The sequence below is a fragment of the Paraburkholderia sp. GAS333 genome (assembly GCF_050435665.1).
Classification (GTDB): Bacteria; Pseudomonadota; Gammaproteobacteria; order Burkholderiales; family Burkholderiaceae; genus Paraburkholderia; species Paraburkholderia fungorum_A.
Genome location: NZ_JBNDKS010000003.1, coordinates 1,239,128 through 1,264,307 on the forward strand (window position 1 = coordinate 1,239,128; position 25,180 = coordinate 1,264,307).

A 25,180-nucleotide genomic window follows, 5' to 3' on the forward strand; every position below is an offset into this window, starting at 1 on the left:
GCCAGACCCGATGTCAGTCTCCGAACTCAAACGCCGCCGCACGTTCGCGGTCATTTCCCACCCGGACGCGGGTAAGACCACGCTCACCGAAAAACTGCTGCTGTTCTCGGGCGCGATCCAGATCGCCGGTACCGTGAAGGGCCGCAAGAGCAATCGCTACGCGACGTCCGACTGGATGGAAATCGAGAAGCAGCGGGGCATTTCGGTGGCCAGCTCGGTGATGCAGTTCGAGTACGGCAATGCCGTCATCAATCTGCTCGACACGCCGGGCCACGAAGACTTCTCCGAAGACACGTACCGCGTGCTGACCGCAGTCGATGCCGCCGTGATGGTGATCGACGGTGCGAACGGTGTGGAAGCGCAAACGCTGAAGTTGCTCGAAGTCTGTCGCAGCCGCAAGACGCCGATCGTCACCTTCATTAACAAGCTCGACCGCGAAGTGCGCGAGCCGCTCGAACTGCTCGACGAGATCGAGCAGCATCTCGGCGTGGCGGCCGTGCCGTTCACGTGGCCGATCGGCATGGGCAAGGATTTCCAGGGCGTGTACGACATCCAGCGCGACCAGGTGCGCCTGTTCCGCGCGGGGCAGGACAAAGCGGGCGGCGAAGTCGAAACGCTGCACGCGCTGAGCGACGAAGAAGGCGAGCGCCGCTTCGGTCAGGCCTGGGTCAAGGCGAAGGAAGAGATCGACCTCATTACCGGTGCATCGCCCGATTTCGACCGCGAACAGTTCCTCGCCGGTCAGCAGTCGCCGGTGCTGTTCGGCTCGGCGATCAACAACTTCGGCGTGAAGGAAATTCTCGACGCGCTGGTCGATCTCGCGCCGCCGCCGTCGATGCGCATGACCGTGCAGCGTCCGGTGATGCCCGACGAGCCGAAATTCACCGGCGTCGTGTTCAAGGTGCAGGCGAACATGGATCTGGCGCACCGCGACCGCGTGGCGTTTATCCGCGTGTGTTCGGGGCATTTCGAGCGCGGCATGGCCGTGAAGGTCACGCGCACCAACAAGACGTTCCGCGCGAATAACGTGGTGACGTTCCTGTCGCAGCGTCGTGAGACGGTGAGCGAAGCCTATCCGGGCGACATCATCGGTATTCCGAATCACGGCACGCTGAGTCTCGGCGACACGCTGACCGAAGGCGAGCAACTGCAATTCGTCGGCCTGCCTTTCTTCGCACCGGAAATTTTCCAGACCGTTGAAGTGGTCGATCCGATGCGCGCGAAGCAACTCGGCGAAGCGCTGAAGCAACTCGGCGAAGAAGGCGCGATTCAGGTGTTCCGTCCGGAAGTGGGCGGTCTGACGATTCTCGGCGCGGTCGGCCAACTGCAGTTCGAAGTGGTGTCGCATCGGTTGTCGACGGAATACAAGGTCGATGTGCGGATGGCGCCCGCGCGCTACCGGATGTCGCGCTGGGTGACCTGCGACGACGCCGCCGAACTGCGCCGCTTCACCGATTCGTACGCGGCGCGGATCGCGCTCGACGCTTCGGATGCGCCGACTTACCTGGCGTCGCACGTCGGCGAAATCGAGGTTGCGCAGAAGGCGTGGCCGAAGATCGTGTTCAACGAATTGCGCGAACACTCGGGCGCGCCGTTCCGGAAGTCGATGTGATTTGACGCTGCGTTTTTTAACGCAGCGTGCAGTTTCAAAAAGCCGCATCGGGTTAGAAAACCCAGTGCGGTTTTTTTTCGTCGGTCGATCTTCAACCGATTTTCAACATCTCACCGCGCATCCAGCTACCGAACGCCTGCACATGCTCCAGCGTCGCGTGACGTGGCGCGACATCCAGCCAATAACCATAAGGCCCGGTCACTTCGATATCGGAAAACTGCGCAAGCTCGCCGTCGGCCAGTTCCTCAACGATCATGTTCCGGTCGACGATCGCCAGTCCCGCGCCCTTGCTGGCCGCGCGAATCGCCTGCTCCAGCGTCGAAAATTCGATGCCGTTGTCCGCGTAGCGCGCGGGCAGTCCCGCTTTCGCGAGCCAGTTCGGCCAGAGCTCGAGGCGCGCGTCGTTGTGCAGCACATGCAGCGCGGGCATGCTGTCGAGCAGCGTGTCGAGAGGCTGCGCCAGCAGGCGCGGCGCGCCGACGAGTACGTGGCGCTCCATCGTTAGCAATTCGGAATGCGCGTCGGCTAACGCGTGGCGCGCGAAGCGGATGTGGCAGTGGCAATCGGCGCTCGGCTCGGTACGGATCGACAGTTCGACGTCGGGCAGTTCCACCGCCAGTGCGCCGAGCCGCAACGAGAACCACTGCGTGGCGAACGTCGGCGGGACGGCCACGACGAGACGCCGCCGGACCTTGGCCACCGTGAGCTGACGAAAACCGCGCTCGATCATGTCGAACGCGTCGCTCAGACAGGGCAGGAATTGCGAGCCCGCCTGCGTCAGACGAATTCCTTTGTGATCGCGTTCGAACAGTTTTGCGCCGATCGACTCCTCCAGCAGTTTGATCTGCCGGCTCACCGCGCCTTGCGTCACGCAGAGCGCCGTGGCCGCGCGGTTAAAGCTCATGTGACGGGCAGTCTCTTCGAAGAAGCGCAACGCGATCAGCGATGGCAGGCGCCGCATAAATCACCTTCTGTTTCTTTTTTAGTGATGCGAAATGGCTGGCCCGAGCGAGGCATGCCTCGCCGCGCTTGCACGGTTCGCGTTGTGCTGCTTCGCCGGGCGCGTGTTGTCTCCTGAACGCGCTTTCGTCGCCATCGTGTCCGGCAATTTCCCGAGCTGAAACTCGTTCCCGATGGCCGGATGATTGTGACACCGGCGAGGCGATTTTAGCTTGATCAGGAGAAAAAATCGTGATGACGTGAGTTTTGTGCGCGCTTTTCTGGACCGGGGTCATCGGCGCGAATCGATGCGCCGCGCAACGTCCCAAGTTCGCCTATCCTGACGAAATCGAAATCGCGCGCCGGGCCACCAGGCCGGCTCGTCTCTCTCACTTCGCGGAGTGCCCGTGACCGTTCGCAATCTCGACGCGTTGTTCCGACCCAAATCCGTTGCCGTGATCGGCGCATCACAGCGGCCCGGCAGCACTGGCGCGATGGTCTGGGCGCGTGTGCTGGAAGGCGGCTTCGACGGACCGCTGTGGCCGGTCAATCCGAAGTACGAAAACGAAACGCTCGGCGGCCATGTGGTGATCGGCGATGTCGGCGATTTGCCGCAAGCGCCAACCGTCGCGTTGATCTGCACGCCGCCCGCGACGTGGCCCGCGATCATCCACAAGCTCGGCGGGCTGGGCACGCGGGCGGCGATCATCGTCGGCGAGGTGCGCTCCGACGACGACCGGCTGGCGCTGCGGCACGCGCTGTCGGCGGCGCGTCCGAATCTGCTGCGGATCGTGGGGCCGGGCAGTCTCGGCGTGGTGTCGCCGGGACTGCGCGCGCATCTGGGCGCGCCGTCGTGCACGGTCAAGCCGGGAGGAGTCGCGTGGGTCTCGCAGTCGAACGCGTTGACCAACGCGGTGCTCGGCTGGGCGCAGGCACGCGGGCTGGGTTTTTCGCATGCGGTGGCGCTTGGCGGCGAGGCCGATGTCGATGCCGGCGACGTGCTCGATTACCTCGCCAGCGACCCCGGCACACGCGCGATCCTGCTCGAACTCGATTCGGTGCGGGCGGCGCGCAAGTTCATGTCGGCGGCACGCGCGGCGGCCCGCAACAAGCCGGTGCTGGCGCTACGCTCGGGCCGCGCTGATCCCGCCGACGCGCTCTATACCGCCGCGTTTCGTCGCGCGGGCCTGGTGCGCGTGGATGCGCTCGACGATCTGCTCGACGAAGTGGAAACGCTGGGCGTCGGGCGGGTCGCGGCGGGCGGCACGGCGACGCTGATCACGAGCGACCAGGGTCTGGCTACGCTGGCTTGCGACGCGTTCGCCGCTGCGGGCACGACACTCGCGCCGTGGCCGGACAAGGCGTCGGACGTGTTGCGGCAGGCGCTGCCGCATGCGGTCGGCGGCAATCCGCTGCAACTCGGCGACGACGCGCGTGCCGAGCAGTTCGGCGCCGCGCTCAGGCTGCTCGCCGGGCATCCGGGGACGGGCACGGCTTTCGTGGTCCATGCATCGACACATAGCGCGCCGGTTGGAGAAGTCGCGCAGGCGCTGATCGAGAATCAGCGCTTCGCGTATCGCGGCCTGCTCGCGTGTTTTTTCGGCGGACTGGATGCGGCAACGCGCGACGCTTTGCACGCGCAAGGGATTCCGGTTCACACGACGCCGCAGCGGCTCGCGCGCGCGTTCGCCCGTCTGGTCGATTACCGGATGGGTCGTGAGTTGCTGATGCAAACGCCAGAGGGCTTGCCGGAGCGGATTCCCGATGCGATCGATGCGGCTCAGGCGCAGGCTTGCGCGGCGCTGGCATCGGGTGAGTCGCAACTCACCGGCGCGGCGGCGGCGCGGTTTCTGGGGCGCTTCGGGCTGCATGTCGAAGCAGACGACGGCGATGCGGGTGAGAACGGTGAATCGCAACTAACCGGCACGGGGGCGGCGCGGGTGGTCGAACACGAACCGCGCGTAACCCAAGCCGCGCCCTGCGGCTTGGAGGACCGGCCCGAATCCATCGTCGACATCGCCATCGAACTGCACGATGACGACAACTTCGGCCCGGTATTCCGTTTCACCGCGCCATCGGCCGACGGCATGTCCGAACCGCTGCGCGTCTACGGCCTGCCGCCGCTCAATCCGATACTCGCGCGCGATATCGTCACGCGTTCGCGCTACGCGCGGCTCGTCGGGCCGGAACCGGCGTTGAGCGCATTGACAGCGCTCTCGCAGGCGGTCTGCGACGTCAAGGAGATCGTCGGTCTGACGTTGACGCTGCGGGTCTATAGCGATCGCGTGACGGTCGCCGATCCCACGCTGAAGCTGGCGGCTAAACGCAGCCGGCTCGCGATCGTGCCGTATCCGCGCCGCTTCGAAGAGACGCTCGACTGGCAAGGCCTGAGAGTGACCGTGCGGCCCATCCGTCCCGAAGACGAAGCGGCGCATCATGACTTCGTCGAAGCGATGACGCCGGAAGATTTGCGTCTGCGATTTTTTGGCTCGGTAGGCAGCTTCGACCACTCGCAACTCGCGCGGATGACGCAGATCGACTACGACCGCGAAATGGCACTGATCGCGACGGTCACGAGCGACGAAGGCTTCACGCGGACGCTGGGCGTGGTGCGCGCCGTCGCCGACCCCGACAACGAAACAGCCGAATTTGCGGTGGCCGTGCGCTCGGACCAGAAAGGCCGGCACCTTGGTCAGTTGCTGATGGAGCGGATCATCAAATACGCGCGGATACGCGGCATCCATTGGCTGGTGGGCGAGGCGCTGCGCGAAAACACGCCGATGATCGCGCTTGCGAAAGCGAGCGGCTTCACGATTACCCGGACCGAAGATCCCGGCGTGGTGGGCTTTCGCATGGCGCTGGATGAAGCAGTGGAGGGAAACGAGGAGGCTCTGCGCAAGGGCAGCTAGGGCAGCTATTGCAGCGAGCGGGCGGGCGCCGGATTGGCCCGCGACGCCATGCGGCTTGCACAGACCCGCCGAACCCGACAGGCCAAAGCCGCAACACGAAATTCATCTAGGGCGGCGGCCAAACATAGCCAGCCGCCTTGATCAAGCTCAACTCAACTTTCTCAGGCCGGCAACTTCGCCGCCGCTTCGTCGACCTGCGCGCGCGTCACCGACAACTCTTCGAGCAGCGCCTCGGCATACACCGCGCCGGTCTCGCGCTCCAGACGCGCGATCGTCAGCGCGCAACGGTTCGCGTCCTTCAGCGTCGCGATAAACGACTTCACGGATTCGCCCGCTTTGAATGCGTCGAACAGCGGCACGCGGATATCGTCCGGCAGCGGACGCGCCGTCCACTGATACGGCTTGCCGTTGAACGTGAACGACGGCGGCAGCACGCGCTCCTTCTTCGCTGCCGGGATCAGACCGAACGTGCGCGCAGCCTCGCCGATCTGTTCCGCCGAAAACAGCTCGTCCGGGCCGATGTCGAATTGCTGGATAAAGGTCTCGATGCTTTGCATCGCCGCCGCGCGGTCGTCGCGGCGCTTTTGCGCGTGAGCGACGATGTCGCGCAGTTCGTCGGCTTCTTCGGCGGTGATCGTGAAGCTCGACTGCTTCTGCTGGAGTTCGGAAAAACGCTGGAATTCGGAATCGGTCAGAAGTTTAGCCATTGCTTATCGATGGGCGCGCATGAGCGGACTCACGCGGCGTAATTTTGAGAGGGTCGCCATTCTAAACCATGCGCGCAGGCGGTCCGCTTTCGACGAACCGCCGCGTTGTTGCCCCCTTTTTCACGGCACGGCCTACGCGGCGTCCTCGTGAAACATCGACAAAGCCTGGACCGTATCGCGCAGCAAGCCGGTGGCCGCTTCGAGCGTCGGCGCGACGTATTCGTCGATCCGCCGCAGATAAGGGCAGGTCAGCGCCGCGATCGCCTGGCCGGCCGGGCCCTGAATCGGGAATGTGACATCGGTCACGCCAAAGGTCTGCTGGCTGTCTTTCTGCGAGAAGCCGGCCGTGCGAATCCGCTCGCACGCGAGTTCGAGCGCTTCGCGGTCGATCGTGACTTCGCCCTTCACCTTGGTGTGCTCGGCCAGCATCTGCTGACGCTGTTCGATGCTCTGAAACGCGAGCATCACGCGACCCGAACCGGTGTCGATCAAGCCGACCCGCGACCCAAGCCGCACCGACATGCCCCACGTGCCGGGGCCGTCCACCTGCGCGATCACCAGCAGGTTGCCGCGATCGTACACGACCAGATGGCACGACTGCTCGGCGGCGTCGGCGAAACGCTGCATTAGCGGCAACGCCTCGGCGATCAGACGGTTCATCGGCGGATGACGGTGCGCGAGCGCATATAGCTTCAGGCTCAGCGAATAGCGGTCGCCGCCCGCCGAACGCACGACGTATTGCCGCGCGACCAGGCGTTCGAGCATCCGGTACATCTCGCTCGCGTTGCGTCCGAGCAGCTTGGTGATTTCCGCGCGCGTCAGCCCTTCCTTCTGCTCGGCGAGCAATTCGAGGATGTCGAGGCCTTTGTCGAGTGCGGGCGCGCGATAACGGTCGGCGTCTTCTTTGTCTTCTGCGTCCATCGTCAGCAAGTGTCTGTGAGCGTTTCTCATTATGTGGCGCGAGAAGGTATATGCGGGGCGATTCTCGGGCAACCGGACCTCGTCCAGGGAAAATACGGACGCCGATGCAGCGCACATTCCTTGACTTCGGAAAGTCCGTATATGAATAATACGTTCATTGGTGAATAAACACACGACAAAGCTCGCCAATAACGATAAGAAAGCGCAGGACGAAGTGCCGGCATCCATGACCGGTTCACGCAGTTCAACAACGCATAGCTGGAGACAACCCCATGTCGTTCGTCACGTCCCTCAAGCGGCCGCACGCGGCCCGTCGTCTGATCCGTCGTTCACTCTTTTCCGTTGCGGCTGCCGCGTGTGTGGCCGGCGTCGCCGTGAGCCAGAGCGCGCAAGCCGCCGAATCCGGCAAGATCGGCCTCGATCTGCCGCTGCTCACGTCGCCGTTCTGGCAGTCGTACAACAACTACCTGCCCAAGTACGCGAAGGACATGAGCCTGACCATCCTGGCGCCGGTCAATTCGAACGGCGATCCGGCGCAGCAGATCACCGACATGAACAATCTGCTGAACCTCGACGCGAAGGGCATCGTGGTTGGTCCGCTGGATTCGGCGGCGATCAGCCGCGCGCTCGACGCCGCCGCCGCGAAGAACGTGCCGGTGGTCGCCGTGGACGTCGCGCCGACGCAAGGCAAGGTCGCGATGGTCGTGCGCGCGGACAACCACGCGTACGGCGAGAAGGCGTGCAAGTACATCGGCGAACACGTGAAGTCGGGCAAGGTCGTGCAGATCATGGGCGACCTCGCGTCGGTCAACGGACGCGACCGCTCCGAAGCGTTTCGCGCTTGCCTGAAGGGTTATCCGGCGTTGTCGTTGCTGGAAATTCCGGCGGCCTGGAAGGGCGATGTCGCGGCCACCGCGCTCGACAGCCTGCTGACCGCCAACCCGGACGTGAAGGCGATCTACATGCAGGCGGGCGGCGTGTATCTGTCGCCGACGCTGCAAACATTGCGCCGCAAGCAGATGCTGTTTCCGGCCGGCGATCCGAAGCACGTCGTGATCGTCAGTAACGACGGTATTCCGCAGGAATTCGAAGCAATTCGCCGTGGCGACATCGACGCCACCATTTCGCAGCCGGCGGATTCGTACGCGAAATACGGGCTGTTCTATATCAAGGCCGCGCTGGCCGGACAAACCTTCAAGCCGGGTCCGACCGATCACGGCAGCAACATCATTCAACTGGCGCCTGGCCTGCTCGAAGATCAGTTGCCCGCACCGCTCGTCACGAAGTCGAATGTCGACGACAAGGCGTTGTGGGGCAACACGGTCAAATGAACGCGCCCACGTCCTTCGTGCAGCCGGTCGTCGAGGCGCTCGACGTCACCAAACGCTATGGCTCGACGGCCGCGCTGAACAGCGTCGGCATCCGCGTGATGCCGGGCGAGTCGCACGCGCTCGTCGGGCGCAACGGCGCGGGGAAATCGACGCTGGTGTCGATCCTCACCGGCCTGCGCAAGCCCGACACCGGCGAGGTGCGCTTCGGCGGCGTGGCGGCGCCGTCCATTGCGGATCGCGACGCGTGGCGCGAGCGCGTCGCGTGCGTCTATCAGCATTCGACGATCATCCGCGACCTGAGCGTTGCCGAGAATCTGTTCATCAACCGGCAGCCGGTGCGCGGCGGCAAGATCGACTGGCAAGCGATGCGCCGCGACGCGCGCGGGTTGCTCGACCACTGGAAAATCGACGTGCGTGAAGATGCGCGCGCGGGAGATTTGAGCGTGGAAGCGCGGCAACTCGTGGAGATCGCGCGGGCGCTGTCGTACGGCGCGCGCTTCATCATCCTCGACGAACCGACTGCGCAACTCGACGGCGACGAAATCAAGCGGCTGTTCCGGCGTATCAGCGAATTGCAGCGCGAGGGCGTGACGTTTCTGTTCATCTCGCACCACTTGCAGGAGGTGTACGAGATTTGCCAGGCGGTGACTGTGTTGCGCGATGCGCGGCATATCGTCAGCGCGCCGGTGTCCGCGTTGCCGCGCGAACAGTTGATCGAAGCGATGACCGGCGAACGCGGCGGCCTCGCCGTCGCCGATGCGGCGGCGCGCGACAAGCTGCCCGCCGATACGGCGGTCGCGCTGAAAGTGGCCGATCTCGCCGGCTCCGATTACGACGGCGTGTCGTTCGCCGTGAAGCGCGGCGAAGTGGTCGGCCTGACCGGCGCGACTAGCAGCGGACGCACCAGCGTCGCCGAAGCGATTGCCGGTTTGCGCGCGGCTAAACGCGGCACGATCAGCGTCGACGGCAAAGTGCTGCCGCCCGGCGACGTGCCCGCCGCGCTTGCGCACGGCATCGGCTGCGTGCCGAAAGACCGGCATCACGAAGGTCTGGTGCTCTCGCAGTCGATCGCGGAAAACGCGTCGATGACCATCACGCGTCTGCTCGGCAAATTCGGCATCGCGACGCCCGCGAAAAAGAACGCGTTCGGCCAGAAGATGATCGACGCGCTCGGCATCGTCTCGCAAGGTCCCGAGCATGTCGTGTCGGGGCTGTCGGGCGGCAATCAGCAGAAGGTGGTGATGGCCCGCGCGCTCGCCACCAACCCGAACGTGCTCGTGCTGATCGACCCCACGGCGGGCGTCGATGTGAAATCGAAAGAAGCATTGCTCTCCGTCGTGGATCGCGTGCGCGAGGAGGGCAAGGCCGTGCTGGTCGTGTCCGGCGAACTCGATGATCTGCGTACCTGTGACCGCGTCCTGGTCATGTTCCGTGGCCGCGTCGCGGCCGAGTTTCCGGCGGGTTGGCAGGACCACGACCTGATCGCATCCGTTGAAGGAGTCAGTCTCCATGAAGAATAGTGTGCCCAGCCCGGCCTTCGGTACGGCGCAAGGTAGCGCGCAGGTGCAGGCGGCAGCGCCTGTGTCGCGCGGCAAACGTGCCCGCACCGAGCTCGCGCGTCTGCGTGAACTGGCGTTGTTGCCCGCGCTCGCGTTGCTGCTCGTGATCGGCGCATTCGTCAGCCCAAGCTTTCTGACGAAAGCGAATCTGATCAGCGTGCTCGGCGCGTCCGCTGCCTTGGCGCTCGTCGTGCTCGCGGAATCGCTGATCGTGCTGACCGGCAAGTTCGATCTGTCGCTCGAATCGACGGTGGGCATCGCGCCCGCAGTCGGCGCGATGCTGGTGATGCCCGCCGCGTCCGCGGGATTCGGCATGCAGTGGCCCGCGTGGGCGGGGCTGCTGGCGATCGTCGCGGTCGGCGCGGTGATCGGCTTCATCAACGGCTTTCTGGTGGTGCGGCTGCGGCTGAACGCGTTCATCGTCACGCTGGCGATGCTGATCGTGCTGCGCGGCATGCTGGTCGGCGCGACCAAAGGCGGCACGCTGTTCGATATGCCGCCGTCGTTCTTCACGCTCGCGACCACCATCGTGCTCGGCTTGCCGTTGTCGGTGTGGCTCGCGGCCGTGGCGTTCGCGATTGCCGCGGTCGTGCTGCGTTATCACCGGGTGGGCCGCGCGCTTTACGCGATCGGCGGCAACCCGGAAGCGGCGCGCGCGGCGGGGATTCGCGTCGAGCGCATCACGTGGGGCGTGTTCGTGCTCGGCAGCATGCTGGCCTCGCTGGGCGGTCTGATCGTGACCGGCTACGTCGGCGCGATCAACGCAAACCAGGGCAACGGGATGATTTTCACGGTGTTCGCGGCAGCGGTGATCGGCGGTATTTCGCTCGACGGCGGTAAGGGCACGATGCTCGGCGCACTCTCCGGCGTGCTGCTGCTCGGCGTCGTCCAGAACCTGCTGACGCTCGCCCAGGTGCCGTCGTTCTGGATCCAGGCGATTTACGGCGCAATCATTCTCGGCTCGCTGATGGTCGCGCGTCTTGCCAGCGGCGAAGGCCAGAACTGATGCGCAAACGTACGCGTTACGGAGAACTTACTTGACCAGCCATCCATTGCCAACCGACTCGCGCCTGATCCTGCTCAGTCCCGCCGACAACTGCCTGATCGCGGCAGCGCGGCTCGATGCGGGCACGCAGGTGGAGATCGAAGGCGAGCGCGTCACGCTCGTCAGAACCATCGAGCTGGGTCACAAGGTGGCGCGCCATGAACTCGCGAAAGACGACAAGGTGCTGCGCTACGGCGCGGTGATCGGCCACGTGACCGGGGCGGTGGCGCGCGGCGAGCATCTGCACACGCACAACCTCGAAAGCGACTATCTGCCGACCTACACCCACGACGCGGGCCACGAGTTCGTCCACCACTGACAGGCGCACAATGGCGCGGTTCGACGCCGCGCAGGAACGATCATGACCGACATTTCCATAGCAACCGCCGCAGCAATGAACGCAGCATCGGGCGCTACGCAGCCGATGCTGCAAGGCTATCTTCGCAGCGACGGACGTAAGGGTATCCGCAACGTGGTCGCGGTGGCGTATCTGGTCGAGTGCGCGCATCACGTGGCGCGCGAGATCGTCACGCATTTTCGCGAGCCGCTGGACGCCTTCGACGATCCGTCCGCCGAGCGCGCACCGCCCGTGCATCTGATCGGCTTTCCCGGCTGCTATCCGAACGGGTACGCCGAGAAGATGCTCGAACAACTGACCACGCATCCGAATGTGGGCGCGGTGCTGTTCGTGTCGCTCGGTTGCGAGAGCATGAACAAGCACTATCTCGTGGACGTGGTGCGCGCGACCGGCCGTCCCGTCGAAGTGCTGACGATCCAGGAAAAGGGCGGCACACGCAGCACGATTCAATACGGCGTCGACTGGATTCGCGGCGCGCGCGAGCAACTCGCGGCGCAGAAGAAGGTGCCGATGGCGCTGAGCGAACTGGTGATTGGCACGATTTGCGGCGGCTCGGACGGCACCAGCGGCATCACCGCGAATCCGGCGGTAGGACGCGCGTTCGATCATCTGATCGACGCGGGCGCGACCTGCATCTTCGAGGAAACCGGCGAGCTGGTGGGCTGCGAATTTCACATGAAAACGCGCGCGGCACGGCCGGAACTCGGCGACGAAATCGTTGCGTGCGTGGCGAAGGCGGCGCGTTATTACTCGATTCTCGGACACGGCAGCTTCGCGGTCGGCAATGCGGACGGCGGCCTCACCACGCAGGAAGAAAAGTCGCTGGGTGCGTATGCGAAAAGCGGCGCGTCGCCGATCGTCGGCATTATCAAACCGGGCGATGTGCCGCCGACCGGCGGCCTTTATCTGCTCGATGTCGTGCCCGACGGCGAGCCGCGTTTCGGCTTTCCGAACATCAGCGACAACGCGGAGATCGGCGAGCTGATCGCCTGCGGCGCGCACGTGATCCTGTTCACGACCGGACGCGGTTCGGTGGTCGGCTCGGCAATCTCGCCGGTGATAAAGGTCTGCGCGAATCCGGCGACCTACCGCAATCTTTCCGGCGATATGGACGTGGACGCGGGCCGGATTCTCGAGGGACGCGGCACGCTGGACGAAGTCGGTCGCGAAGTGTTCGAGCGGACGGTGGCGGTGTCGCTAGGCGAAGCGTCGAAGTCGGAGATGCTGGGGCATCAGGAGTTCATTCTGACTTACAAGACTTTCGAGCCGGTTGGGCCGGCGTGCTTGCCGTCGAATGTGGCGGTGATGCAGCGGGAGGTGGCGGTCGAGACGCATTGAGCTGGATTGGCGGGGCACCGCGTCGAAGGATTCGCAAGCTTGATTCGCGGTCCTTTCGCGTGTTCGCTTCGACAGGACAATCTGTCCATGTGGCGGGCACATCTCGCTCACGCGTGGTAAAAATACAAACGCACAAGTGCATGGGGCCGGAGTTGGGGCTTGCATGGGAGACGCATTCAATGACGGCAAGCACCGTTTCAAAAGTCACGCAACAGCGCCGGGTCGGACGCGGCGAGTTGCAGGTGAGCGGATTGAGCCTCGGCACGGCGCCCTTAGGCGGCCTGTACCGCGATCTCTCCGACGAGGAAGCGCACGCGACCATCGCCGCAGCGTGGGACGCCGGCGTGCGCTATTTCGACACCGCGCCGCACTACGGCAACACTAAGGCCGAACACCGGCTCGGGCACGCATTGCGTCACTATCCGCGCGAGGATTACGTGCTGTCCACCAAGGTCGGCCGCCGTTTCGTACCGCGCACTTCACCGTTCGACGACCGCGAAGGCTGGCAAAATCCGCTGCCCTTCGAAGCCATCTACGACTACACGCACGACGGTATTCTGCGTTCGTTCGAAGACAGCCAGCAGCGGCTCGGTATCGTCGATATCGACATTCTGCTGGTCCACGATATCGGCCGTGTCACGCACGGCGACAACCATCCGCATTACTGGCGGCAACTGACCGAAGGCGGCGGCTTCCGCGCGCTCGACTCGCTGCGCTCGTCGGGCGCGGTCAAGGCAGTTGGGCTGGGTGTCAACGAAGGCGCGGTCATTCTCGACGCGATGGCGGAGTTCGATATCGATTGCGCGTTGCTCGCCGGCCGCTACACGCTGCTCGAGCAGACCACGCTCGACGACCTGCTGCCCGCCTGTGAAGCACGCGGCGTCAGCATCCTGTTGGGCGGCGCGTTCAACTCGGGCATTCTGGCGCGCGGCGTCGCAGGCGATCTGAAGTTCAACTACGGCGATGCGCCGCCCGACGTGATCGAGCGCGTCGCGAAACTGGAGGCCGTGTGTCGCACGCATGGCGTGCCGCTGGCCGCCGCCGCGTTGCAGTTTCCGTATGCGCATCCGGCGGTCGCCACCGTGCTGACCGGCGCGCGCAGCAGTGACGAATTGCGCGAGAACGTGGCATCGTTCGACCTGCCGATCCCCGCAGAATTGTGGGCTGCGCTGCGCGAAGACGGCTTGATCGACCCGCGCGCGCCCGTACCGAATAAGTGAACTGACAACCATGCCCATCGACGCTCACCAGCACTACTGGGACCCCGCTCGCGGCGATTACGGATGGCTCACGCCGGAGTTGAAAACGCTGTACCGCAAGTTCGGCCCCGACGATCTCAAGCCATTGCGCGAACGGGCGGGTATCGAAAGAACGGTGGTGGTGCAGGCCGCGCCGACGCTCGCCGAGACGCACTATCTGCTGGATCTCGCGCGCAACGAGCCGTCGATCGCGGGTGTGGTCGGCTGGGTGCCGCTGTTGCTGGACACGGCGCCGGATCTGATCGAGTCGCTCGCGCGCGAACCGAAGTTCAAGGGCGTGCGCCCCATGCTGCAAGACCTGCCCGACGATACGTGGATCGCGAATCCCGATCTTGCGCCTGCCATCGAAGCGCTGATCGCGCACGACCTCGCGTTCGACGCGCTGATCTTCGCGCGCCACGTCGAGCACATCGAAACCTTCGCTGCGCGGTTTCCGGCACTGCGCATCGTCGTCGATCACGGCGCGAAGCCGTCCATCCGTGACGGCGACGCGGGCTACCAGGTCTGGGCCGATGCCGTCGCGCGGCTGGCGCAGTTTCCGCAAGTACATTGCAAGCTATCCGGCCTCGCCACCGAAGCCTCTCCCGGCTGGACCGAAGACACGCTGCGCCCGTACGTCGGGCATCTGCTGAAATCGTTCGGCCCCGCGCGTTTGATGTGGGGCAGCGACTGGCCCGTGCTCGATCTGAACGGCGACTACCTGCTCTGGCATTCCGTGGCGACCACCTTGCTCGCGTCGCTGAGCGACGACGAGCGCGAAGCCGTTTTCGGCGGCAATGCCGCCGCGTTTTATCGAATCTGAATCTGGATCAAGCTCATAGCGAAGTCCGAAGCGAATTGTTTAACGAGGCATCAACGCAACAGCAGTCCATTCAACTGGAGCCGTAGATGACACAAAGACTGGCCGGCAAGACGGCCCTGATTACCGCAGCGGGGCAAGGCATCGGCCTCGCCACCGCCGAACTCTTCGCCCGCGAAGGCGCGCGCGTGATTGCGACGGATATCCGCATCGACGGACTCGCGGGCAAGCCGGTCGACGCGCACCAGCTCGACGTGCTCGACAACGCTGCGATCAAGGCGCTGGCCGCTAAAGTCGGCCCGATCGACGTGCTGTTCAATTGCGCGGGCTTCGTGCACGCGGGCTCGATTCTCGAATGCACCGAAGAAGACTGGGATTTCGCGTTCGATCTGAACGCGAAGGCCATGTTCCACACGATCCGCGCGTTCCTGCCGGGCATGCTGGAGAAGGGCAGCGGCTCGATCATCAACATGTCGTCGGCGGCGTCGAGCGTGAAGGGCGTGCCGAACCGCTTTGCTTACGGCGCGTCGAAGGCCGCGGTGATCGGTCTGACAAAGGCTGTGGCTGCAGATTTCGTCACGCGTGGTGTACGCTGTAACGCGATCTGCCCGGGCACGGTGTCCTCGCCGTCGCTCGAACAGCGGATCGCCGCGCAGGCGCAGGCGCAGGGCGCGTCGGTGGATGCCGTGCAGGCGGCGTTCGTCGCGCGCCAGCCGATGGGCCGCATCGGCAAGCCGGAAGAAATCGCCGCACTGGCGCTGTATCTGGCGTCCGACGAATCGGCGTTTACCACAGGCCAGGCGCATGTGATCGACGGCGGCTGGTCGAACTGACGCACACACTGACTGAACCGAACACTACTGAACGTAAAGGGAAGTGCAACGATGAAACTGCTTCGTTATGGGCCGAAAGGCCAGGAAAAGCCGGGCCTGCTGGACGCGCAAGGCAAGATTCGTGATCTGTCGAAAGTAGTCGGCGATATCGACGGCGCCGTTCTGAGCGACGAAAGTCTCGCCAAACTGCGCGCGCTCGACCCGGCTTCGCTGCCGGTGGTCGAAGGCAATCCGCGCCTGGGCCCGTGCGTCGGCAGGATCGGCAAGTTCATCTGTATCGGCCTGAATTACGCGGATCACGCGGCGGAATCGAACCTGCCGGTGCCGAGCGAGCCGGTCATCTTCAACAAGTGGACGAGCGCCATCGTCGGCCCGAACGACGATGTTGAAATTCCGCGCGGCTCGAAGAAGACCGACTGGGAAGTCGAACTCGGCGTGGTGATCGGCAAGCCGGCCAAGTACGTGGACGAAGCGAACGCGCTCGACTACGTCGCCGGCTACTGCGTGATCAACGACGTGTCGGAACGCGAATGGCAGATCGAGCGCGGCGGCACGTGGGACAAGGGCAAGGGCTTTGACACGTTCGGCCCGATCGGCCCGTGGGTCGTCACGCGCGATGAAGTCGCCGATCCGCAGAACCTGAGCCTGTGGCTCGAAGTGGACGGTCACCGTTATCAGAACGGCAGCACGAAGACGATGGTGTTCGGCGTCGCCAAGCTGGTGTCGTACGTGTCGCAGTGCATGAGCCTGCAACCGGGCGACGTGATCTCGACCGGCACGCCGCCGGGCGTCGGCATGGGCGTGAAGCCGAATCCGGTGTTCCTGAAGCCGGGTCAGACGATCCGCCTCGGCATCGAAGGTCTCGGCGAACAAACGCAGAAGACTTACGCGGCGGAGTAACGCGCGCGTGATTCAGGTGGCCCGGTTCTGGCCGCCTGACGTAGCAAAGCAAAAGGCCGTTCCTTGCGCAAAACGCAACGAACGGCCTTTTTGCATCGGCGTCCGCATCAACCTGCCGGTTCGTGCTCGCCGGTGTCGCTGATCCGGTTCACCGTGCCCTGCGCGACCGCGACGAGTTTCTCGCGATTGCCGTCCATCACATAGACGTTGCATTGACAGGTCGCCTGATGCTGACCCGCGTAGACCACCTTCGCGCGCGCGATCAGCGTCCCGTTCACGACCGGCCGCAAGTAGTTGATCTTGTACTCGCCCGTCACGACTTTCGGCCCGAGCGACAGCGCGCCGGCGAACGTCAGCGCATTGTCCGCAAGATAGCTGATGACACCGCCATGCACGAAGCCGTGCTGCTGCCGCAATTCGTCGCGGATCGGCAGGCTCAGCGTGAGTTCGCTGGTGCCCGTATGCATCAGCTCTGCGCCCAACAGCATGCTGAACGGCTGGGCATGCAGTGCGCCGCGCGCCCGGTCGAGGAGGTCGGTCATCGTGATTCCTTCGGGCAGGGCCCGCTGCGAGCAATTGTGCGGTTGCGAAATGCAACCCTTACCCACTCTAGGAAGCCCGGACGCGCGGCGTCAAGGTGAATCGGCGCAGAGAGGATTACATTGTTGCGCCAAACGTTGTCAATCGACGAATTGCGCGACGAAAAGGGTATGTAAGCAGATTTTTAATGAAATTGGCCTCAAGTTGGATGTTCGCTTGCCGTAAACCCTGATATAGCTCTCCGTCTCTCATGCTTTCAAGGTTTTACGATGTTCAGCAAGATCAAAGTTGCCTCCGGGCTGTTGTGTGTTCTGGTCGCTTTCTGCGTATTTCAGCTCGTCACGGTGGGGCTGGGTTTCTGGTCGCTCACGCGTACGCATGACGACGTGGGCGACCTGTCGAGCATCGCGTTGAAACAGGTGGACGCGGTCAACGACACGACCCAGCGTCTGATGGACGCGCGGATCAACCTCTCGCGCGCCGGCACGCGCATGGTGCGCGGCGGCGGGGAACCGGCCGACATCGTCCAGCATGCGCGCGAGCAACTGGCGGCCGCCGACCAGTCGTTCAACGCGTTCATGAACGTGCCGAAGACCAGCGACGAAAACAGCGCCCGCGCGACCGCGCTCGCCGCGCGCTACAAGCCGCTGCACGACGCGCTCGGCGAACTCGTCCAGTATCTCGACGCGAACAACATCCAGGCGTTTCTGGATCAGCCCACCCAGTCGTTCCAGGACGCGTACCTGAGCGAGTCGCGCAACTTCGTGCAATTCGGCGACGCCGCAAGCCACGCATCGCTCGATTCGATCGACGCGCGCATGGCGACGTTCCGAGTGGTCAGCATCGCGATCCTGCTGGTGCTGGTGGTCGGCACGGTCGCGGTCTATGCAGCGCTTCGGCGCGGCGTGGTGGCGCCGCTGGAAGAAGCGGGCCGTCACTTCGACCGCATCGCGCAAGGTCGTCTCGATCAGCCGATCGCCGCACGCGGCACCAACGAAATCGGCCGCCTGTTTTCGGGCCTCGCCAAAATGCAGGCGAGCGTCGCGCGCACCGTGCAGACCGTGCGCGAAGCCGCCGACTCGATCCACCTCGGCGCCGACGAAATCGCGACCGGCAACGCCGATCTGTCGGCTCGTACGGAAAACCAGGCCGCCTCGCTGGAAGAAACCGCATCGAGCATGGAGGAGCTGACCGCTACGGTCCGCCAGAACGCCGAGCATGCCCGTGAGGCCAACGCGCTCGCCGGGACCGCTCTGGACGCGACGTCGCGCGGCAGCGAGGTGGTCAACGAGGTGGTCGACAAGATGCGCGGCATTGCGCGAAGCTCGGACAAGATCGCCGAGATCATTTCGGTGATCGACGGAATCGCGTTCCAGACCAACATCCTGGCGCTGAATGCGGCCGTGGAGGCGGCGCGCGCGGGTGAGCAGGGCCGTGGCTTCGCGGTGGTGGCGGGGGAGGTGCGTGGGCTCGCACAGCGCAGCGCGCATTCGGCGAAGGAGATCAAGACGCTGATCAGCGAGTCGGTTGCCGAGATTCAGGGCGGCTCGACGCTGGTCGAGCATGCGGGCGCGGCGATGAACAACGTGTCCGAGTCGATTTCGCGCGTCACGCAGATGATGGCCGAGATCAGCGCCTCGTCGCTCGAACAGAGCACGGGCATCGAGCAGGTCAACCAGGCAGTCGTGCAGATGGATGAGATGACGCAGCAGAACGCGGCGCTTGTGGAAGAGGCGGCAGCAGCGGCAGCTTCACTGCATCAGCAAACGCAGCAATTGAAACAAGCTGTATCCGTCTTCGAAATTTCAGAAACTGTGTTGCGTACGCAACAGCTCGACGACGTGCGCGGAGCAAATGGGGAATTTGCGTTGTCAGGAATGCGGGCGATCTAGTTTCGCGAACGCTTAAAAAGCAGGCATTCCAAACGCGATTGACCAAAGAAAATGGCCCGCCAAAGCGGGCCATTTTGCATCAGACGCAAGCGCCTTAGCGTGCTAGAAGTACCTTAGGTACTTAAGCCGGCTGGATGTTTGCAGCTTGCTTGCCCTTCGGGCCTTGCTTGACTTCGAACGTCACTTTCTGGTTTTCCTGCAGGGACTTGAAGCCGCTGCCTTGAACTTCCGAAAAGTGCGCGAACAGGTCTTCGCCGCCGTCGTCCGGCGTGATGAAGCCAAAGCCCTTTGCATCGTTAAACCACTTCACAGTACCTGTTGCCATTTTTGATCCAGTAAATGTTGTGTGTTGCATTCGCGTCCGCTATTTCTCAACACGAGATCGAGCGCGAAGTGAGAGTTGTATCACGTCTTAATGTTCGACGCCAATCAACCCGTATTCGGGTATTCCCAGGTTTGTGCCTTTTTGAGGCCTTCGAAAGCATTTGGAAGGGTGTTCCCGCCGGTAGGGTAAACTGCTTGTATTACTCTTTCGGGAAATACATTGACACATTATCAGCAAGAAGAACTTACGTCGTTCTGGAGTCGTTTGACCCCCTATCTGGCGATATTGGAGTCTAAGTCACCTGAAGAAGGTGCTCCTGACCCGGTCGGCCGCATCACCGTCGATACCGAAGATCGTCAGGCTTTTGCCCTTCATACAACCGATCGTCAGCCGCATGGCGAAATATCGGACACACCCACCGGACAAAGCGCAACTTATATGCGTTTTAAATCCTCCGACACCGGTTGGGGACCCTGGCAACGCGAAGAGTATTGATCGACCGGCCTGTCGGTTTATGTTCCCGGCATCGGTTGTGAACGCGTTGTGAGATGGTGGCCGGCGCCTGCCGGTCACGCGATCAACCCGTTTTCTGCCTGTCAAACTGCTCGCCTTAGCCTTTTCTCCCGCTGCGGCGGCTGCGTTCGTAAAAATCATTCGGCTTTGTGCGAACCCAGCGGACAAACGTACGGACCGCTTCATCGGTGAGTAGCGCTTCGACCGTCGAGTAGCGCTGCGCCAGTTCGGTTTCGGAAAACAGCGCATGCAACTGACGATGGCAAATGCGATGTAAGGCAGCGACTTCCTTACCGCCCTTCGTTTTCGGCACCCAATGATGCAGATCGCGTTGGCTCGGTGGAATCGGGCGCCCGCATAACGGGCAGATTTCCTCTGCCGGCGGCGCTTGATACCAGGGTTCGGCGACTTTTCTGGCCATGATCAGCGCCCGCAGGCCCAGAAGAAAGGCAGCTTCGCGGATCGACTTCGTTCAGCCCGGCAACGCCGCGTAAGCCGTAGCCAGGTGATACGGCGTGGTGGACGGCATGTCGGCCCGCGCGACTTCGCCAGCCGGCGTTTTGCACTCGAACCAGCCTTCGGGCCGCAAAAAGCGCTGCTGGTACAGCTCGATTTGCCTCGGCAGCGCGGCAAGCACGGCGGAGTCGCCGTGACTCGCCAACGCGCGCAGATACTCGGTTTGGGCCCAGATTCGTTGCGTCGCGTCCTTGATGTTGCCGGTTTCATCGAGCGAGGCGTACACGCCGCCGGTTTCCCGATCCACGCCATATTGCTGCGCAAAGCTGAACGCACGCGTGAGCGCTTCGGCGAGACCTGAACCTTCGAACTGTGCTCCGGCCTGCTTGACCAGCCAGAACCACTCGAACTGATGCCCCGGCTCCAGCCGGTTGTGGCTCGCGCCAATCGGCAATTCGGCGACGCAACCCGTCGGTTCATGCACGAAGTGATGCGCGACGGCGTCCGCCAGGCGACGCAGCGCCGCGCCGAACACGTTGTCGCGCGTGACTTCGCAGGCGGCCAGCCACGCTTCGGTCAGATGCATCAGCGGATTCTGGATGGGCGTGCCGGTGACGCTGCCGAAGTCCGCGGACATGGCCGCGTTGAACAGGTCGCCGGGCGCGGCGAAGTGCGACTGGATCAGCGCCGATGTGCTGTGCACGAGTTTCAGCGCGTCGCGATTGCCGGAATGGCGGCCGTATTCCGCGCACGCGAAAACGACGAACGCGTGCGTGTACAGGTCTTTGGTGGTGTCGAGCGGGGCGCCTTCCGCGTCGACGCTATAGAACCATCCGCCGTGATGCGTGTCCTGAAATGTACGTGTCAGCGATTCGAACAGCGTTTGGGCGTGGTCGGCATCGCCTGCTTGCGAGAAGACGAACAACTGGCGCGCGCAGGCCATTGCGCGATAGCGCTCGACAGGCAGCGGCTGATGGTCGGCGCCGATCGCCTCGTAAGGCAGTTTCAGCGCCGTGTTGAAACCCGCTTTGCGCCACATGGGCAGCACGACGCCCGTAAAGTGATCGCGCAGTGTATTGGCGAGAGCGATCGTCGAAGCGGCGGGAGGGTTCATGCTCGGCATAGTCAGTTTGATCAAACACGGTGATTCGAAGCGCCTGCGTCGCGGCGCATTGGCTGGCAAACCTGCTGGCGAGCACGGATGTTATCCGGTCGCGCGCGCTTAAGCGTCAACAGGCCGACCCTCGTCGCAATATGCGTCGCGAATGCACTCCGGTGGCGTGCGGCTTAGCATAAAGCAAACGGGTCCCGCTGACACGTCGTCGCAGGAGTCGACACTGCTACAAAGCCTTTCCAATCAGGAGGAAAAACAATGCTGGGAAATCTCGAACTCGTCTCACGTCTGGTGCTCGCCGCCGCGCTTGGCAGCGTGATCGGATTTGAGCGGGAACGGCTCTCGTGGGCGGCAGGTTTGCGCACGCACATGCTGGTCTGCGTGGGTTCGGCGCTCATCATGATCGTGTCGGCTTATGGCTTTGCCGAAGTGCTGAGCGGGGAGCACGTCGTGCTCGATCCGTCGCGGATGGCCGCGCAGGTCGTGTCCGGCATCGGCTTTCTCGGCGCGGGCTCGATCCTGCTGCGCGGTGAAATCGTTCGCGGACTGACGACGGCGGCGAGTCTGTGGTCGGTGGCCGCGATCGGGCTGGCGGTGGGCGGCGGTTTGTACACGGCGTCGATTGCGGCGACCATCATCATTCTGATCATCCTCGCCGGCATCAAGCCGCTTGAGCGCCGTTTCATCACGGTCAAGCAGCGGCGTCAACTGACGATGATCGTCGAGCGCGGCGCAATGACCTTTCACACGCTGCACGACGAACTCGGCGCCGCGAGTCCGCGCGTCAAGCAGTTCGTGATGCAGCAAAGCGACGACTCGCCCGAGTGCGACGAGGTGATGATCACGCTGCATCGCGTGTCGAATACGGAGTATCAGGCGATCTGTTCGCGCTTGCGTCAACTGACCGGCGTGAAGGAGTTCCGGCAGGACGATGCGTCGACTTGAATGTGGGAAGCGTCGCCGGATGGTTCTGGCGGATGCGCGACAACGTGGTTTCCAATTCCAGCGCGTTGACGGGCGACGCCCTGCGACTGCTCTCCGGAGGCGACCGCTTTTACTCCATGGCAGATTTCGCAGCATCCCGGCAATCCGTGCATGTCGGATGCCGCTTCAAAGAGGCGCCGCCATCGCGCCATGCCCGCCGCGCCTGATAGGCACTGTAAGGCTTCCACTGTCCTCGAGCCCGTCGCGACGTGATCCCCCCGCTTTAAACTTTCACGACTGCGGCGAGACCAGACCGGATACGCCAGCATTTTGTTAGCGGGGAGCCATATGTCGGCTAAGGATTACAAATATTCAGTTGAAGAGTTGCTGTGCGCGCTTTTGCGTGATCGAGGCATACACGAAGGACACTGGGCGTTGAACATCGAATTCTCGGCCACCGGCGCGTCCGTCAAGCCCGCCGACGATGCCGCGCGCACTCTCCCGGGCCTGATCGTGTCGATGAACGCGGCGGCGCTGGTGCCCGCGGACAGCGCCGCAGCCGGCGCGGTCGATGCCGCCGTCGTCAATCCGCGCAAGCGTACGCCGGCCGCGAGGGCATCGCGAGCCCGCAAGGTTGTACCGACCACCCTGCAATAAGATCAGATCCGGCCCCGGAAGGCTAAAAAAGGGACGTTGTCATGGTGCAACGCAACATCGGTAAAAATGCACGCGACATCCCACCACACTAAAAAATTGCTGCATTGCACTAGCTTTTGCCTAGGGAAAACCCTATACTTCTTCTTAAGGGAAAACCCTAGCAACGCAATCACCAACCGGGAGTCGCCATGAGCTTCATTTTTGCACTGTTCCAAAAGGTCAGCGATCTCTTTGCGTCGCCCCATCTGCCGCTGGATTCGGACTACTCGTTCGAGGCTCGCAGCCGCGAATCGGAGCGCGTGCGCAAGGCACAAGCAACGCTGTTCGGCATCAAGCTGACCGACTAAGAAAGCCACGTAGTACCAGCCCAATCGCGAAACAACGCGTAGGGGCGCGCACGTCGGGTGCGCATTGAATTGATTGAGGCCACTGTTCGCAAACGCGTACCGTGGCTTTTTGTTTTGGGCAATCCAGAACGGGCGGGCGCTCTTGCTCGCTGTGTCTTAGCCGCGTTGCCAATTATTTCTCCTGCGAAATGAATGTAACGGAGCCTGACGTTCAGCCGACGTAATTTGCCTGCAATCTTTCGCGCAGGCCTTTGTTGGCAAGCGGGAAAGTCCGGCTGGGCGGCTTTTCATCCGTCCCTTACTCTGAAATGACCTCTTACAAGTGCTCACGTATTCGCGAGGTTTGCACCGCTAAAGTTGGTCTCAAGCGTACGGCGTCCGGTTCGATCCCGATGTCGCAGACCCAGGTCGAACGAACACGGACGCCGGCTTCGATACAAACTTTGATGGGAGGTCACAATGAAAACCTTTAACAAGACGTCGCGTTCGATTATTGCCACGCTGCTCGCAGGTGGCGCATTGCTCGCAGCAGGCAGCGCCTTCGCCCAGGAGCGGGTGTACATCGACAACGGCCCGGCCGCATACGGCCAGCCGCACATGACGCCGGTGGGCGTGTCGATCAACCTCGGCTGGCATGGCGACCGTTACTACGATGGTCACCGCTACTGGTCGCACGACGAATGGATGCGCAATCATCCGCACGACCGTGATCCGCACCATCACGACGATCATCGCGACCCGCACCACGATTAATGCGTGCATGACGCCGCCGCATCTGGCGGCGTGAAGTCCCCAAAGCCGGTCCTTCCTCACGGAAGACCGGCTTTGTCACGTTCGGCGCGGCAAACGGTGTGCTGCGTTATGCTTTTAAGCTTTCAATTCGATATTGGAAGCAAGGGAGAGTGTGGTGGACAAGGCGACAATCGGAGTGGTGGGCTCGGGGCTGATGGGCGTCGGAATCGCGACGCAAAGCGCGTTGCATGGACACAGGACGATCGTCCACGACGTCGACCCGACGCGTCTGGCGAGCGTGGCGCCCAAAGCGGAAGCGGTGCTGGACGAACTGATCGACTGCGGGCGGATCGATCTCGCGGCGAAAACGGCAGCGCTGGCCCGCATCGAGACGCATACGCAGATCGATGTGATGGCGTCCGCGAACTTCGTGATCGAGGCGATTCCCGAGGTGCTCGAACTGAAGCATCGGCTGTATGCAACGCTGACCGGACTGCTCGCCGACGACGCGATTCTCGCCAGCAACACCAGCGGCTTCCCGCCCGACCAACTCGTCGCGCCGCTGCGCGCGAAAGAGCGTTTCGTGATCGCGCATTTCTGGAATCCGCCGCACATGATCCCGCTGGTCGAAGTCGTGCCCGGCACCGCAACCTTGCCGGAGGTCACGCAGCAAACCGCCGCGTTGATGAGCGCGATCGGCATGGAGCCGGTCGTGCTGGAAAAGGCGATTCCGGGCTTCGTCGGCAACCGGATCCAGTTTGCGGTGTTGCGTGAGGCGTTGAACATCGTCCGCTCCGGTGCGGCCACGGCGGACGAGGTCGATCGGGTGATGAAGGCGTCGCTCGGACGCCGGTGGAGCATCGTCGGCCCGTTCGAAGGCGCCGACATGGGCGGCCTCGATACTTTCCTCGATATCTCGTCGCATCTGATGCCCGAGCTTGCCAAGGACGAAGACGTGCTCGATCTGCTGCGCAAGCAGGTGGAGGCGGGGCGTGTCGGTGTGCGCAGCGGCGCGGGCTTCTACGAATGGGACGACGCGCATCTCGCGCAGGTCAGGGCGGGGCGTAAGAGCCTGATCAGCCGGGGCTGATGCAGCGCTAAAACCGGTGCGATGCCGCATGCGTTGAAACCTCGATGCTCCACGCACGCGGCTTCGCACCAGGGCATGCC

General features: G+C 63.3%; 25 protein-coding genes. 18 read left to right on the top strand and 7 right to left on the bottom strand.

Features of this window, described 5'->3' with window-relative positions; translation table 11 throughout:
• Positions 1 to 10 precede the first annotated feature (10 nt).
• The gene (locus ABH945_RS21345; RefSeq protein WP_074770971.1) at positions 11 to 1,612 is read left to right on the top strand and encodes a peptide chain release factor 3; all 1,602 of its coding nucleotides are present in this window, start codon (positions 11 to 13) and stop codon (positions 1,610 to 1,612) included.
• Positions 1,613 to 1,703: 91 nt separating this feature from the next.
• Here the strand turns inward: ABH945_RS21345 and ABH945_RS21350 are convergent, their stop codons facing one another.
• Positions 1,704 to 2,573 carry a LysR family transcriptional regulator gene (locus tag ABH945_RS21350; protein ID WP_429251822.1) on the bottom strand — a complete coding sequence of 290 codons (870 nt, stop codon included), beginning with the start codon at positions 2,571 to 2,573 and terminating at the stop codon, positions 1,704 to 1,706.
• A 385-nt stretch (positions 2,574 to 2,958) separates the two neighbouring features.
• On the opposite strand from ABH945_RS21350, the gene ABH945_RS21355 reads away from it, so the two are divergent.
• Entirely contained in the window at positions 2,959 to 5,460 is a 2,502-nt protein-coding gene (locus ABH945_RS21355) for a GNAT family N-acetyltransferase (RefSeq protein ID WP_429251823.1), read from the top strand.
• A gap of 161 nt (positions 5,461 to 5,621) precedes the next feature.
• Here the strand turns inward: ABH945_RS21355 and ABH945_RS21360 are convergent, their stop codons facing one another.
• Both ABH945_RS21360 and ABH945_RS21365 read right to left on the bottom strand, forming a co-directional pair.
• Positions 5,622 to 6,167: a hypothetical protein gene (locus tag ABH945_RS21360; protein WP_074770978.1), complete on the bottom strand. Its 546-nt coding sequence runs from the start codon at positions 6,165 to 6,167 to the stop codon at positions 5,622 to 5,624.
• Positions 6,168 to 6,299: 132 nt separating this feature from the next.
• Complete coding sequence (locus ABH945_RS21365; RefSeq protein ID WP_429251824.1) at positions 6,300 to 7,088, bottom strand: IclR family transcriptional regulator; 789 nt, start codon at positions 7,086 to 7,088, stop codon at positions 6,300 to 6,302.
• Positions 7,089 to 7,360: 272 nt separating this feature from the next.
• On the opposite strand from ABH945_RS21365, the gene ABH945_RS21370 reads away from it, so the two are divergent.
• From ABH945_RS21370 to ABH945_RS21410, 9 genes are all read left to right on the top strand, one after another.
• Positions 7,361 to 8,419 (top strand): sugar ABC transporter substrate-binding protein, encoded by a 1,059-nt coding sequence (locus ABH945_RS21370; RefSeq protein ID WP_074770980.1) that lies wholly within the window; start codon positions 7,361 to 7,363, stop codon positions 8,417 to 8,419.
• Positions 8,416 to 9,939 carry a sugar ABC transporter ATP-binding protein gene (locus ABH945_RS21375; protein WP_429251825.1) on the top strand — a complete coding sequence of 508 codons (1,524 nt, stop codon included), beginning with the start codon at positions 8,416 to 8,418 and terminating at the stop codon, positions 9,937 to 9,939. The genes ABH945_RS21370 and ABH945_RS21375 overlap by 4 nt, the downstream gene beginning before the upstream one ends.
• On the top strand, positions 9,929 to 10,984 hold the full coding sequence (locus ABH945_RS21380) for an ABC transporter permease (RefSeq protein ID WP_429251826.1): 1,056 nt from the start codon (positions 9,929 to 9,931) through the stop codon (positions 10,982 to 10,984). The genes ABH945_RS21375 and ABH945_RS21380 overlap by 11 nt, the downstream gene beginning before the upstream one ends.
• A 31-nt stretch (positions 10,985 to 11,015) precedes the next feature.
• The gene (locus ABH945_RS21385; RefSeq protein WP_074770983.1) at positions 11,016 to 11,342 is read left to right on the top strand and encodes a UxaA family hydrolase; all 327 of its coding nucleotides are present in this window, start codon (positions 11,016 to 11,018) and stop codon (positions 11,340 to 11,342) included.
• 42 nt (positions 11,343 to 11,384) lie between these two features.
• A complete protein-coding gene (locus tag ABH945_RS21390) occupies positions 11,385 to 12,719 on the top strand; it encodes a UxaA family hydrolase (RefSeq protein ID WP_429251827.1) in 1,335 nt (444 codons plus the stop codon).
• Between the two features lie 179 nt (positions 12,720 to 12,898).
• On the top strand, positions 12,899 to 13,939 hold the full coding sequence (locus tag ABH945_RS21395; protein ID WP_429251828.1) for an aldo/keto reductase: 1,041 nt from the start codon (positions 12,899 to 12,901) through the stop codon (positions 13,937 to 13,939).
• Positions 13,940 to 13,949: 10 nt separating this feature from the next.
• The gene (locus tag ABH945_RS21400; RefSeq protein ID WP_429251829.1) at positions 13,950 to 14,780 is read left to right on the top strand and encodes an amidohydrolase family protein; all 831 of its coding nucleotides are present in this window, start codon (positions 13,950 to 13,952) and stop codon (positions 14,778 to 14,780) included.
• An 86-nt stretch (positions 14,781 to 14,866) separates the two neighbouring features.
• Entirely contained in the window at positions 14,867 to 15,610 is a 744-nt protein-coding gene (locus ABH945_RS21405; protein WP_074770987.1) for an SDR family oxidoreductase, read from the top strand.
• A gap of 51 nt (positions 15,611 to 15,661) precedes the next feature.
• The gene (locus ABH945_RS21410; protein ID WP_074770988.1) at positions 15,662 to 16,510 is read left to right on the top strand and encodes an ureidoglycolate lyase; all 849 of its coding nucleotides are present in this window, start codon (positions 15,662 to 15,664) and stop codon (positions 16,508 to 16,510) included.
• A 107-nt stretch (positions 16,511 to 16,617) separates the two neighbouring features.
• On the opposite strand, the gene ABH945_RS21415 is transcribed toward ABH945_RS21410, so the two are convergent.
• Complete coding sequence (locus ABH945_RS21415) at positions 16,618 to 17,052, bottom strand: PaaI family thioesterase (protein WP_074770989.1); 435 nt, start codon at positions 17,050 to 17,052, stop codon at positions 16,618 to 16,620.
• 267 nt (positions 17,053 to 17,319) lie between these two features.
• Here ABH945_RS21415 and ABH945_RS21420 point away from each other — a divergent pair, with 267 nt between their 5' ends.
• Positions 17,320 to 18,942 (top strand): methyl-accepting chemotaxis protein, encoded by a 1,623-nt coding sequence (locus ABH945_RS21420; RefSeq protein WP_429251830.1) that lies wholly within the window; start codon positions 17,320 to 17,322, stop codon positions 18,940 to 18,942.
• 121 nt (positions 18,943 to 19,063) lie between these two features.
• On the opposite strand, the gene ABH945_RS21425 is transcribed toward ABH945_RS21420, so the two are convergent.
• Positions 19,064 to 19,267: a cold-shock protein gene (locus tag ABH945_RS21425; RefSeq protein ID WP_007178724.1), complete on the bottom strand. Its 204-nt coding sequence runs from the start codon at positions 19,265 to 19,267 to the stop codon at positions 19,064 to 19,066.
• A gap of 219 nt (positions 19,268 to 19,486) precedes the next feature.
• On the opposite strand from ABH945_RS21425, the gene ABH945_RS21430 reads away from it, so the two are divergent.
• Positions 19,487 to 19,762 (top strand): hypothetical protein, encoded by a 276-nt coding sequence (locus tag ABH945_RS21430; RefSeq protein ID WP_074770991.1) that lies wholly within the window; start codon positions 19,487 to 19,489, stop codon positions 19,760 to 19,762.
• 115 nt (positions 19,763 to 19,877) lie between these two features.
• Here the strand turns inward: ABH945_RS21430 and ABH945_RS21435 are convergent, their stop codons facing one another.
• Positions 19,878 to 20,201, bottom strand: a complete 324-nt coding sequence (locus ABH945_RS21435; protein ID WP_429251831.1) for an HNH endonuclease — start codon at positions 20,199 to 20,201, stop codon at positions 19,878 to 19,880.
• 51 nt (positions 20,202 to 20,252) lie between these two features.
• Entirely contained in the window at positions 20,253 to 21,359 is a 1,107-nt protein-coding gene (locus ABH945_RS21440; RefSeq protein ID WP_429251832.1) for an AGE family epimerase/isomerase, read from the bottom strand.
• Positions 21,360 to 21,608: 249 nt separating this feature from the next.
• Here ABH945_RS21440 and ABH945_RS21445 point away from each other — a divergent pair, with 249 nt between their 5' ends.
• From ABH945_RS21445 to ABH945_RS21465, 5 genes are all read left to right on the top strand, one after another.
• Positions 21,609 to 22,295, top strand: coding sequence for an MgtC/SapB family protein (locus tag ABH945_RS21445; protein ID WP_074770994.1), 687 nt, complete (start codon positions 21,609 to 21,611; stop codon positions 22,293 to 22,295).
• 414 nt (positions 22,296 to 22,709) lie between these two features.
• Positions 22,710 to 22,931 (top strand): hypothetical protein, encoded by a 222-nt coding sequence (locus ABH945_RS21450; protein WP_253189788.1) that lies wholly within the window; start codon positions 22,710 to 22,712, stop codon positions 22,929 to 22,931.
• Between the two features lie 188 nt (positions 22,932 to 23,119).
• Complete coding sequence (locus ABH945_RS21455; RefSeq protein ID WP_171910253.1) at positions 23,120 to 23,278, top strand: hypothetical protein; 159 nt, start codon at positions 23,120 to 23,122, stop codon at positions 23,276 to 23,278.
• 459 nt (positions 23,279 to 23,737) lie between these two features.
• A complete protein-coding gene (locus ABH945_RS21460) occupies positions 23,738 to 24,031 on the top strand; it encodes a hypothetical protein (protein ID WP_074766612.1) in 294 nt (97 codons plus the stop codon).
• A 154-nt stretch (positions 24,032 to 24,185) separates the two neighbouring features.
• On the top strand, positions 24,186 to 25,100 hold the full coding sequence (locus tag ABH945_RS21465) for a 3-hydroxyacyl-CoA dehydrogenase family protein (RefSeq protein WP_429251833.1): 915 nt from the start codon (positions 24,186 to 24,188) through the stop codon (positions 25,098 to 25,100).
• Positions 25,101 to 25,180: the final 80 nt, after the last annotated feature.